General features: G+C 61.5%; 9 protein-coding genes. 8 read left to right on the top strand and 1 reads right to left on the bottom strand.

Annotated features, from left to right (window positions below; translation table 11 throughout):
• Positions 1-19 precede the first annotated feature (19 nt).
• Complete coding sequence (locus LY631_RS06915) at positions 20-982, bottom strand: DUF5996 family protein (RefSeq protein ID WP_274424410.1); 963 nt, start codon at positions 980-982, stop codon at positions 20-22.
• A gap of 331 nt (positions 983-1,313) precedes the next feature.
• Here LY631_RS06915 and LY631_RS06910 point away from each other — a divergent pair, with 331 nt between their 5' ends.
• From LY631_RS06910 to ligA, 8 genes are all read left to right on the top strand, one after another.
• Entirely contained in the window at positions 1,314-2,240 is a 927-nt protein-coding gene (locus LY631_RS06910) for a D-alanine--D-alanine ligase (protein WP_274424409.1), read from the top strand.
• Entirely contained in the window at positions 2,228-3,121 is an 894-nt protein-coding gene (locus tag LY631_RS06905; protein ID WP_274424408.1) for a cell division protein FtsQ/DivIB, read from the top strand. Before LY631_RS06910 ends, LY631_RS06905 begins: the two co-directional genes overlap by 13 nt.
• A complete protein-coding gene (gene ftsA, locus LY631_RS06900) occupies positions 3,118-4,428 on the top strand; it encodes a cell division protein FtsA (protein WP_274424407.1) in 1,311 nt (436 codons plus the stop codon). The genes LY631_RS06905 and ftsA overlap by 4 nt, the downstream gene beginning before the upstream one ends.
• A gap of 67 nt (positions 4,429-4,495) precedes the next feature.
• The gene (ftsZ, locus tag LY631_RS06895; RefSeq protein ID WP_274424406.1) at positions 4,496-6,232 is read left to right on the top strand and encodes a cell division protein FtsZ; all 1,737 of its coding nucleotides are present in this window, start codon (positions 4,496-4,498) and stop codon (positions 6,230-6,232) included.
• A gap of 260 nt (positions 6,233-6,492) precedes the next feature.
• On the top strand, positions 6,493-7,443 hold the full coding sequence (gene lpxC, locus LY631_RS06890; protein WP_274424405.1) for a UDP-3-O-acyl-N-acetylglucosamine deacetylase: 951 nt from the start codon (positions 6,493-6,495) through the stop codon (positions 7,441-7,443).
• A 170-nt stretch (positions 7,444-7,613) separates the two neighbouring features.
• Positions 7,614-8,480: an outer membrane protein assembly factor BamD gene (locus LY631_RS06885; RefSeq protein WP_274424404.1), complete on the top strand. Its 867-nt coding sequence runs from the start codon at positions 7,614-7,616 to the stop codon at positions 8,478-8,480.
• A gap of 10 nt (positions 8,481-8,490) precedes the next feature.
• Positions 8,491-10,164: a DNA repair protein RecN gene (recN, locus tag LY631_RS06880; protein ID WP_274424403.1), complete on the top strand. Its 1,674-nt coding sequence runs from the start codon at positions 8,491-8,493 to the stop codon at positions 10,162-10,164.
• Between the two features lie 98 nt (positions 10,165-10,262).
• Positions 10,263-12,380, top strand: a complete 2,118-nt coding sequence (gene ligA, locus LY631_RS06875; RefSeq protein WP_274424402.1) for an NAD-dependent DNA ligase LigA — start codon at positions 10,263-10,265, stop codon at positions 12,378-12,380.
• Positions 12,381-12,397 lie beyond the last annotated feature (17 nt).

Below are 12,397 nucleotides of genomic sequence, written 5' to 3'. Positions count from 1 at the left end.
GTGCTTCTGCTCCAGCAGTTCAAATAGGCCGCGGCTGCCGCGGCCTGCCTGGGCTACATTCCAGCGCGCCGCGATCCCAATGTCCCAACTTCGCCGCTGCAACATACGTGCTTTCGAGGAACGCGCTCAAGGCGGCATCCGGATCGCTTGCCAGCCTGACGGCGTCGTATGGCAACAGAAATTCGCCAAGCTCCGGACTATAGAACGCGGCCTCCGGCTCGACACGCGCTTGCGAAAAGCCTTCCGGTGCCGGATAGGCGTAGGAATAAAAGGCGGGATAGTCGACGCCTCCACCACCCGGCCAGAAGCCGGCGGAGGAAACTTCGTGACTGTAGGCTTCACGCGTCACCTCGTCGGGGAGAGCCGGAACGCCACCGGGATGCAGTGGTGCGATGCGCCCGGAGAACCGGGTTACCGCCAGATCGAAACTGCCCCAGAACAGGTGCACCGGGCTCACTTTACCGAAACAGCTTGTACGGAACTGTTTCAGCACGCGATCGACCTGAATGAGAGCCTGGTGAAAACGTGTGACGGCGTCCCTGTCGTATGGGCGCTGCTGCCGATCTTCCGCGAATGGCTTTGCATCTGCAATTTCGTTCGGCCGTCCGTGCAGTTCGGCAGTGCCACCGAGGGCGCGGATGAGATCCAGGAACCGGAAAAGGAAATCCGCAACCGACATGCTATCCAGCGCGAAGCGTTCCGTCCGCCCGTCCGCTCCCATTCCGATCACTACGTGGTCTATCAGGTCAAACTCGATTTCGATCGCTCCGCCTGGCCCGTCGACAATTTGTGAAGTCGTGAGGCCGCGGGCATTGACGTAAAACGTCGCGTGCCAGGAATGATTCACCCAAGGCGTGCGCGATAACCGGTACTTGCCGACGATCTGCAGGTACAGGTGTAGGGCGGCGCATGTGTCGCGCCAAGCTGTATACGGGATATCGGGCCAAGTGAAACTCGTGGGGGGTGTTGTGTCCAAGCGCATGGAAACTCTGCCTCGGTTCCGAATAGCTGTTGCAAGTTATCAGATCGCGGCCTCGGGCGCTGCGTTTTTCTGCGGCCATAAGCGCGGGCTTTGAAGGCGAGAGGTGAGCGGCGTCATGCGATGCCGCGATCACTTTTTTGCAATTTTCCGAAAAATTGAATCGCTGGGAATCCTGGGGGCCTTGCCACGGACTCAACTCTCTGATTCTTTAGTCAAAAGCGTTCCCTGATTTGAGTCGGCGTGTTTTCTGCCGGTTGGTGTTTCATTCGTGTAGTGGGATAGATTGCGTGACGACGCCGGAAAGGGCGCGGCTGAAAAGGGCTGCCGTCATATGAGCAAGAAGCATGTCGCCGTTTTGATGGGCGGGTTTTCCTCCGAAAGGCCGGTCAGTCTGTCTTCGGGCAATGCTTGCGCCGACGCTCTCGAGGCGGAGGGCTACAAGATTACGCGTGTCGATGTGGATCGTGAGGTCGCGCGTGTCCTGGCCGACTTGAGGCCGGATGTCGCCTTCAATGCGCTGCACGGCCCCTTTGGCGAAGACGGCGCCATACAGGGCATTCTGGAATATCTGGCTATTCCTTATACGCATTCAGGTGTGCTCGCGACGGCGCTTGCGATGGATAAGGATATGGCCAAGCGCGTAGCGCAATCGGCTGGAATTCCTGTGGCTCCCTCGCGCATCGTCAATCGGTTTGATGTCGCTAAAGGGCATCCAATTGATCCTCCTTATGTCCTCAAGCCCGTGGCGGAGGGGTCGAGCTTCGGTATCGTCATCGTGCGCGAGGGGCAATCAAATCCGCCCCAATTTCTGGGCTCGGATGAATGGGTTTACGGCGACCGGGTGATGGCCGAGCGCTACATCGAGGGGCGGGAGCTGACTTGCGCGGTCTTGGGCGACAAGGTGCTCGACGTCTGCGAGATAATTCCGGTCGGCCACGCCTTCTACGATTACGATTCGAAGTACGTGCCGGGAGGATCAAAACATGTCTGTCCGGCAGAAATTTCACTAAATATTTACCAAAAAATACAGACACTGTCGCTAAGGGCGCACGAGGTGATCGGATGTCGGGGTGTTACCCGTTCGGATTTCCGGTTCGATGACCGTAATTCAAGCGAGGGCGAATTGGCGTGGTTGGAAATCAATACCCAGCCGGGGATGACCCCGACATCCCTCGTGCCTGACATCGCTGCCCAGGCTGGATACAGCTTTGGCGAATTATTGGCTTGGATGGTGGAGGACGCGTCTTGTTCGCGTTGAGGTCGAAAAGCAGCCACGCTGGCGCGGTTCCCATGCTGCCGCGCTGGTTGCGTCGGCCTGCACGCGTGTTGCGGCGGGTTTTCGCGGGGCAGGTGGACGTACCGCCCTTTGCTGCGACAATTGCGTCCGGGTCTCTATTCTTTCTCGCCGGCACCTACGGGGCGTTGCAGGGCGGGCATCTTGATGACGGCATCGGCGCTGTAACCGCGCGTGCTGGCCTTGCGATCGAGGATGTCGAGGTGGTGGGTAACCGCGAGACTTCGGAAATCGACGTGCTGCAACGCATCGGGCTCGATGGCTGGACGTCGATGGTCGGTTTCGACGTGCGCGCTGCGCGTGAGCGGATTGCGGAACTTCCCTGGGTGGAAGCGGCGACGGTGCGCAAGGTTTATCCTGCCACAATCGAGGTCCAGATCGTCGAGCGGGAGCCGTTTGCCCTCTGGCAACGCGCCAATCGACTGTTCGTGATCGAAGAAGATGGTGACGTGATCGCGCCGTTCTCGGGTGGCCGTCACACGTCACTGCCGCTGGTGATCGGTGCAGGGGCTGCGGAGGCTGGGCCGGAGTTCGTGGCGGATGTTTCTCGTGTTCGGGGGCTGGCCGGGCGCGTGCGTGCCTACGTGCGCGTGGCCGACCGGCGTTGGAACCTGATCCTCGACAACGGCGTGACGATCAAGCTGCCGGAAAACGATGTCGAAGCCGCAATGGCGGAGGCTTCGCGGCTCGACGCCGATTACGCGCTCTTTGCGCGTGATATAACTGCCATCGATCTGCGCCTGCCGGATCGGCTCACTATAGCGCTCACCCCGGAAGCGGCAGAAACGCGCAAGGCACGCTTCGAGGAGCGCTTGGCGCGGCAGGAAGAGGAGGCCAGGATATGAGCTGGTTTCTCGGTGGACGCGGAGACACGCAGGCACGTTCCGGTATCGTCTCGGTTCTTGATGTCGGTTCCAGCAAGGTGTGCTGCATTATAGCGCGGCTTTTGCCCAATGAGGGCGGACGCGCCCTTTCCACCCGCACGCACCGCGTTCAGGTGCTGGGGATAGGACACCAGAAGTCGCTGGGTGTGAAATCGGGTGTGATCGTTGATCTCGACAGGGCCGAACAGGCGATTCGCCTTGCCGTGGATGCCGCGGAGCGTATGGCCGGGCTCACCATCGATTCCCTGATCGTGAATGTCTCGGCCGGCCGGCTGAAGAGCGAGCAGGCATCCGCCACGGTCAAGCTGGGCGGGCACGAAGTGGCCAAATCGGATGTGAACCGGGTTCTCTCCGCAGGAGCGCGGCAGGCGCTCCGGGTAGAGCGTGAGGTGGTCCATTCGCTGCCCGTTGCCTTCTCGCTGGATTTGGAGGGCGGTATTCGCGATCCGCGCGGAATGGTGGGTGACATGCTGGGGGTCGACATGCATGTCGTGACCGCCGACGCTGTGCCGCTGCGCAATCTGGAGCTTTGCATAAACCGGGCTCACCTCGCCGTCGAACGGATGGTGGTCACGCCCTATGCCAGCGGGCTTGCGGCGCTAGTGGATGACGAGGCGGAGATGGGCGCGGCCTGTATCGACATGGGCGGCGGCACAACGACGATTTCGGTTTTTGTCGATGGCAAGTTCGTGCACGCGGACGCGCTGCCTATAGGCGGCAATCATGTGACGATGGATATCGCGCGCGGCCTGTCCACCCGGCTCGAGGACGCCGAGCGGCTGAAAGTGATGCACGGTTCGGCGCTGCCAGCTGGAGATGCGGATCGCGATACGGTGACCATTCAGCCCATGGGCAGCGACGAGGACGAGCAGCCCTTGCAGGTACCGCGTGCGGCCATGACGCGCATCGTGCGCGCCCGTGTAGAGGAGACGCTGGAACTCGTGCGCGACAGGCTCAATCGCTCGGGCTATGGCAGCCTCATCGGCCGCCGAGTTGTGCTGACCGGCGGGGCGAGTCTGCTGACCGGCCTTCCGGAAGCGGGGCGCCGTCTGCTGGGGCGCAATGTCCGCCTGGGCCGGCCGCTCGGCGTGGCCGGTCTTCCGGAAGCGGCGAAGGGAGCCGCCTTTGCGGCGCCAATCGGCCTCTTGATCTATCCGCAGGTGGCGGAGTTCGAGAGTCGCGGAACAAAGGGGGGCATTTTCATGCGCGCCACGGGAACGGCCGGCCCAATCCACCGGGTCGGCCAATGGTTACGGGACAGTTTCTGATGGGAAATGACGTAGAGTTATCAGCCGCAGCGGCGAGGCGGCAGGAAAGGCGAAAAGGACGAGGACAATGACAATCAATCTTCAGAAGCCGGATATCACTGAGCTAAAGCCGCGGATCACCGTTTTCGGTGTTGGCGGCGGCGGCGGTAACGCTGTCAATAACATGATCACGGCCGGGTTGGACGGCGTTGAATTCGTCGTGGCGAACACGGATGCCCAGGCGCTGACCACATCCAAGGCCGAGCGACTGGTCCAGCTTGGCGCGGCAGTAACGGAGGGGCTCGGGGCCGGTTCGCAGCCGGAAGTCGGCCAGGCGGCCGCAGAGGAATGCATCGACGAGATCATGGACCACCTCTCGAACACGCATATGTGCTTCGTGACGGCCGGCATGGGCGGCGGCACGGGCACGGGCGGCGCGCCGGTTGTAGCGCGCGCGGCGCGTGAGAAGGGCATCCTGACTGTCGGCGTGGTGACGAAGCCTTTCCACTTCGAAGGGCAGCGGCGCATGAAGATCGCCGACTCCGGCATCGAAGAGCTCCAGAAGTGCGTCGATACGCTGATCGTCATTCCGAACCAGAATCTCTTCCGGATCGCCAATGACAAGACCACCTTCGCCGACGCCTTCGCGATGGCGGACCAGGTGCTCTATTCGGGCGTTGCCTGCATCACCGACCTGATGGTGAAGGAAGGCCTCATCAATCTCGACTTCGCCGATGTCCGCTCGGTGATGCGCGAGATGGGCAAGGCCATGATGGGTACGGGCGAGGCCTCCGGAGAAGGGCGTGCGATGGCAGCGGCCGAGGCGGCGATTGCCAATCCTCTGCTCGACGAGACGTCCATGCGAGGCGCCAGAGGCCTGCTCATCTCGATCACCGGCGGGCGCGACCTCACCCTGTTTGAAGTCGACGAGGCGGCAACCCGTATTCGCGAGGAAGTGGACCCCGAGGCCAACATCATTCTTGGTGCCACCTTCGACGAGGATCTGGAAGGTGTCATCCGCGTCTCGGTAGTGGCTACCGGGATCGACAAGGCCGCGACGGAGATTTCCGCGCCGCCTTCCGCCGTGCGACAGCAGCCTCGCGCCGAGCAGATGCAGGAAACCCAGCGTCCGAGGCCGGCAACTGGTACGGAGACGGAAATTCCGGCGTCGCAACCCGCTCCGAACAGGGCCGCGCCGGCACAGGAGCCGGCGGCGAATACCGCGCGTGCGGCCAATTCAAGCGGTGGTCAGGAGTTTCAGCCGCAGAGCAAGCTATTCCGGCAAAGCGTTCCGCAGCCCGTTGAGGCCCAGCCCAGGCAGGCCGCGCCTCAGCCGTCCACACCGAGCCTTCAGCCGGTCGCGGCCCAGGGTGGCGGTGCCGCGCAAGCTGTGCGAGCGGAACCGGTTCAGCAAAACGAACGCGGTTATTCCGAACCTGCACCGCAGCAGCAGCAGCAGGAGCAGTCTTCCGCGCAGCCGCGGATGCCCCGGGTGGAAGACTTTCCGCCCATGGTGCAGGCCGAGATGAATGCGGGTGCGGAACGCCAGGTCGTTCAGGAGCACGAGGAGCGCGGTCCCATGGGCCTGCTCAAGCGGCTGACCAACGGACTGTCCCGGCGTGAGGACGAAGGCTATTCCGCGCCGCAGCCGCCTCAGCCGAAGCTACGTGAGCCGGAGCAGCGGCGCTCGAATAATGAGAGCCAGCTCTATGCACCGCGGCGTGGCCAGCTTGATGAACATGGCCGCGTGAGCGAATCGCCCCGTGCTTCAAAGGAAGAGGATCATCTTGAAATTCCCGCCTTCCTGCGTCGCCAGGCTAATTGAAGGCGGTAACGGAATGTAACGGAATATTAAAGGCGGGCGTTAAGGTGCCCGCCTATTTTCGTGAAAACGAAAATATTACAACGTTTTATCCCGGATGAAGAGGACCTCGCACCCATAACTGGGTTTAAGAAAGCGTGATTTGGAGCGACCGCGCCGGAGCACTATGTTCCAAAAACCTTTGCGGGGTGTGGGCGCGCAGGTATTCTGCTGAACGAAGAGTCGTCCATGAGAAAAGAAAACAGATATCATGGACGAAGTTGATGGGGGCTAATTTGCTCGAATATCAAACGACGCTCGAATCGTGTGTGTCCTTGTCCGGCGTCGGCGTTCACACGGGCAAATCCGTGTCGATCCAGTTCAATCCGGCTGAAGCCGACACTGGTGTTGTCTTCCAGAGGACGGACGCGCAGGCCACAGGGCAGACGATTCGCGCTTTGGCGGCCGAAGTGGTGGAGACCGATCTTTGCACAGCTCTGGGTGATCCCGCTGGCGATAATATCGCCACGGTCGAGCACCTGATGGCGGCCCTTTCGGCCATGGGGATCGATAATGTTTCGATTGAGATCGATGGCCCCGAAGTGCCGATCATGGATGGAAGCGCGAAGGCTTTTGTGGACGCATTCCAGCAGGCCGGCATCCGAATGCTTTCCGAAAAGCGCCGTTACATAAGGGTTCTCAAGCCCGTGCGCATCGACAGTGGAAGTTCCTGGGCGGAATTCCGTCCACATAACGGCACGCGCTTCGAAGTCGAGATCGATTTTGAGAGCCCGGCCATCGGCCGTCAGGCGCTCTCCGTAGACCTGAACGCAGACACCTTTGCGCGAGAGGTCGCGTTGGCGCGGACCTTCGGGTTTATCAAGGACGTTGAGTGGCTCTGGTCTGCCGGTTTTGCGCTCGGTTCATCGCTGGAGAATTCCGTCGTGATCGGTGAGAATCACCGCGTCATCAATATGGAAGGGCTGCGCTATCCGGACGAGTTTGTGCGGCACAAGATGCTGGACGCTGTCGGGGATCTGGCGCTGGCCGGTGCGCGCTTCATCGGGTGCTTCCGGTCCTATCGCGGCGGGCACAGGTTGAATGCTGCGGCTTTGCGTCACCTGCTGACGGATTCCACGGCTTTCGAGATTGTCGAGACGACGCGCCGCAAGAGTGGTCGTGCAGCGGAACTGATTGCCGTGAATGCGCCCGTCCATGCGCCCTGGGCGCTGTGATCCGCGGACACGCTTTCATTAGCAAGGTTCGATCCTTCCTCTGCCCACAGGATATGCTGACTGCGCCATAAAATTGTTCCATTACGGCCCGATAGCGTTGCCGCACCTCGCTCTTATGCATTAAGACTGCTTGCACATTAACCAGATCAGGCCAGGGGAACGGGTTAAGAATGTTTTCATTAAGCGCTGCCAGCAGATTTCGCCGGCCACGGCCCCGTTTCCTGGCCATTGCAGCATTGACCCTCCCTTTGATGGCTGCCGGATGCAATTCGAACGAGGAGATCGACGTCACCGCCCTGGTTGCGGAAACCGAGCCTGCGGACGTGTTGTTCAATCAAGGTCTGGCTAATCTGGAATCAGGACGGCTTGATGAGGCAATAGCGAAATTCGAAGCGATCGACGAACAGCATCCCTATTCTGAGTTTGCGCGCAGGGCGTTGCTGCTGAGGACATTCGCCAACTACCGCAAGGGCGATTACACAGAAGCCATCAATAATGGCCGGCGGTATGTGACGCTGTATGCTACCGACGATGATGCAGCCTATGCGCAATATCTCGTAGGGCTTAGCCACTTCAGGCAGATCCCGGAGACCACGCAGGACCAGCAGGAGGCGCGCCGGACTATCGAGGCGATGGGGCAGGTGGTGCAGCGCTGGCCCGATTCCGAATATGTCACCGACGCCGAGGACAAGATCCTGTTTGCGCGCGACCAGCTCGCCGGCAAGGAGATGCAGATCGGTCGATACTATCTGGAGCGGCATGAATATACCGCCGCTATTCGGCGTTTCCGCGGGGTTGTGGAGGAATATCCAGATACTCGCCATGTCGAGGAGGCGCTGGCGCGCCTTGTGGAAGCCTATTACGCAATGGGAATCCAGTCGGAAGCGCAAACCGCAGCCGCGGTGCTGGGCCATAACTTCCCGGAAAGCGAATGGTATGAAGATTCCTACGCGCTTCTGCAATCGGGCGGTCTCGAGCCGAGGGAAAACAACCAATCGTGGATTTCCAGGGCTGCGTCCGTGATCACGGGAGGCTGACCCACGGGCCATGCTCTCTCACCTGTCAATCCGCGATATCGTTCTGATCGATCGGCTTGACATCGATTTTTCGGCGGGGCTCTCGGTGCTGACCGGCGAAACCGGTGCCGGCAAATCCATTTTGCTTGATGCCCTATCATTGGCGCTCGGTGCGCGGGGTGATGCTTCGCTGGTGCGGCATAGCGCGAACCAGGGGCAGGTGACCGCCGTCTTCGACGTGCCGGCCGTTCATCCCGCGAGAGAAATCCTCCGTGAGAACGCATTCGACGATGATGGTGATATCATCCTGCGCCGGGTACAGACCGGCGACGGGCGCACGCGCGTTTTCATCAACGATCAGCCGGCAAGCGTCGCTCTGACGCGCCAATTGGGCCGTACATTGGTGGAAATCCACGGACAGCACGACGAGCGTGCGCTGGTCGATACCACCGTTCATAGAGACCTTCTCGACGCCTTTGGCGGACTTGGGGAGAACGCCAAGGCTGTGCGTATGGCGTGGCGCGCCTGGCGGGAGGCCGAGCAGACGCTTTCACGCCATCGAGCCAAGGTTGAAGCCGCCGCGCGTGAGGCGGATTTCCTCAGGGCGTCGGTCGAAGAGCTCGCCAAGCTCGATCCCCAGGCCGGCGAGGAGACGGAACTGGCGGATGAGCGCGCGCGCATGATGCGCGCCGAGAAGACAGCAGCCGATATAGCGGATGCGCAGGAGGTGCTTTCTGGAAGCAACTCGCCGGTGCCCACCCTGGCAAGCCTGCTGCGGCGGCTCGAGCGCAAGGCGCAGGAGGTGCCTGGGCTGCTGGACGAAATCATCGAATCGCTGGATGCCGCGCTACTGTCTCTCGACGGTGCGCAGAGCGCGGTGGATGCAGCCATGCGCGCCACCGAGTTCGATCCCGAACGGCTGGAGCAGGCGGAGGAACGGCTCTTTGCACTGCGTGCGGCGGCTCGCAAGCACAACGTCGCGGTCGACGATCTGGCCGAGCTTCGTGACCGGATGGATGCCGACCTCGCCGATCTGGATGCCGGCGAGGAACGACTAGGCCAGCTTGAAGCGGAAGCAGCGGAACGCCGCGTCGCCTATGACGAAGCGGCTGCCCGGCTTTCCGAGGCGCGGCGGCAGATCGCCGGCAGTCTGGCGGAAACGGTCATGGCCGAGCTTCCCGCGCTGAAGCTGGAGCGCGCGCGCTTCATTGTGAACATCGACAGCGAGCCCGACGAGCGCATGGAAGAGGGGATAGACCGGGTCGAGTTCTGGGTTCAGACCAATCCCGGCACGCGGCCGGGGCCGATGATGAAAGTCGCTTCCGGCGGTGAGCTTTCGCGTTTTCTCCTGGCGCTCAAGGTGGCGCTTGCCGATCGCGGCTCAGCTCCGACGCTCGTCTTCGACGAAATTGACACCGGCGTCGGCGGTGCCGTTGCGGATGCGATCGGGCAGCGCCTGGCACGCCTTGCGCAGGGTATTCAGGTGCTTTCGGTGACGCACGCGCCGCAGGTTGCCGCCCGCGCAAATGCGCATTACCTCATCTCCAAATCGGGGGACGAGCAGGTCACCACCAACATCATCCAGATGGACAACGCGTCGCGGCAGGAGGAAATCGCGCGCATGCTGGCCGGCGCTACGGTGACCGAGGAGGCCAGGGCTGCTGCCGAGCGCCTGTTGCAGGAGAACGCTGCGCTTGCGCAGTAGTGCTTCGTCAGCAGCCGCAATTCGGCATGCTATGCGCGCTTGAGACTGACGCCCGAAACGCAATATGTTGTCGGCGCTACCTGAGTCCGGGACCGACTATGACTATTGCAGATATCCCTGCCGACGAACTGACCGAAGAACAGGCCAAAGAAGAACTCGCGCGCTTGGCTCGGGAGATCGACAAGCATGACCGGCTTTATCACACCGAAGACAAGCCGATCGTCAGCGATGCGGAATACGATCTTCTGCGCCGGCGCAATCTCGCGGTAGAGCAGTGCTTTCCAAACCTGATCCGGGAGGATTCGCCGTCGCGGCGCGTCGGCGCCCCGGTCTCTGAGAAGTTCGAGAAGGTGCGGCACAAGGTGCCGATGCTATCGCTCGACAATGCTTTTTCCGATGACGACGTGGTGGATTTCGTCGCCCGCATCCGCCGTTTCCTGAAGCTCGAGCCGCATTCACCGATCGCGATGACGGCCGAGCCCAAGATCGATGGTCTTTCGCTCTCTTTACGTTACGAAAACGGTCGGCTGGTTTCCGCCGCGACGCGCGGTGATGGGCAGGTGGGTGAGAATGTGACGGCCAATGCGCGGGCCGTCGCCGACATTCCCAATGTGCTCTCCGGCGACTGTCCGGATATCATCGAGGTGCGCGGTGAGGTCTACATGACCCACCGCGACTTTCTGGCCCTTAATCAGCGCCAGGAGGCGGAAGGCAAACAGACCTACGTCAACCCGCGCAACACGGCGGCCGGCTCTCTGCGCCAGCTCGATCCGGCGATCACGGCGGCCCGCCCGCTCAAGTTCTACGCCTATGCCTGGGGGGAGGTGAGCGAGATGCCGTCCGAGACCCAGATGGGCATGGTCGAGGTGCTGAAGAGCTGCGGCTTTCGCACGAACGACCTCATGTGCCTCTGCGAGACGGCCCGCGAGCTGCTCGAGCACCATCACAAGATTGAGGAGCAACGGGCGACGCTAAGTTATGATATCGATGGTGTCGTGTACAAGGTCAACGATCTTGCTCTGCAGCAACGATTGGGCTTCGTCTCACGCAGCCCGCGTTGGGCCATCGCGCATAAGTTTCCTGCCGAGAAAGCATCCACCATCCTGCGAGGTATTGATATCCAGGTGGGTCGGACGGGCGCACTGACGCCGGTGGCGCGGCTGGAGCCGGTCACGGTCGGCGGTGTGGTCGTCACCAATGCCACGCTGCACAATGCCGAGGAGATCGAGCGGCTGGGCATCAAGATCGGTGATACAGTGACGGTGCAGCGGGCGGGTGATGTGATCCCGCAGATTCTAGGCTATGTCGAGGAACGCCGGCCCCCGGATGCGGTGGGGTTCGAATTTCCAAAAGTTTGCCCGTGCGAGCTCAAGACGCCCGTGGTGCGCGATTCCACCGTCGGAGGCGGTGAAGGCGTGGTACGGCGTTGCTCGGGCGAATTTGCCTGTCCGTACCAGCGGATTGAGCATCTGCGCCACTTCGTCTCCCGCCGTGCCTTTGATATCGAAGGGCTCGGCGAAAAGCAGATCGAGTTCTTCTTTCGCGATCCCGACCTGCCGGTCAAAAGCCCGGCCGACATCTTCACCCTCGCCGAGCGTGACGAGAAAAACCTCAAGAAGCTCAAGGATAAGGAAGGCTGGGGTGCGGTTTCGGCCGGCAACCTCTTCGAGGCCATCGAGGTACGACGCACGATCCCGCTCGACAGGATGATCTACGGTCTCGGCATCCGCCATGTGGGCGACAGGACGGCGATGACCTTGGCGCGGGCCTATGGCACGTGGCAGGATTTCCACGAGGCCGCCTTGGCGATCGCAAATGGGGATCTGTCCGCGCGTGAGGAAATGGACGCGCTGGAGGATATCGGCGATGCGGTGATCGATGCTGTCGCCAATTATTTTGCCGAAGAGCACAATTGTAAGCTGGTCAGCGATCTTGCGGCACAGGTGAACGTGCAGGAAACTGAGCGGCCGACGAGCGATTCACCCTTTGCCGGTAAGACGATCGTCTTTACCGGCGCGCTCGAACGCATGTCGCGCGACGAGGCAAAGGGAATGGCCGAGCGGCTTGGCGCGAAGGTGGCGGGTTCCGTTTCCAAGAAGACCGATCTCGTGGTGGCCGGACCGGGGGCCGGGTCGAAACTGAAGAAAGCGGCTGAACTCGGTGTCGAGGTCATCGACGAGGACGCCTGGTTTGCGCAGGTGGACGGATCAGGATAGAGTCCTAAATGAAGGGC

This window comes from Chelativorans sp. YIM 93263, assembly GCF_028767125.1.
In the GTDB taxonomy this organism is placed as follows: domain Bacteria; phylum Pseudomonadota; class Alphaproteobacteria; order Rhizobiales; family Rhizobiaceae; genus Chelativorans.
Note: the sequence above shows the minus strand (reverse complement) of the source record. Positions and strands in the feature narration are given on the sequence as shown.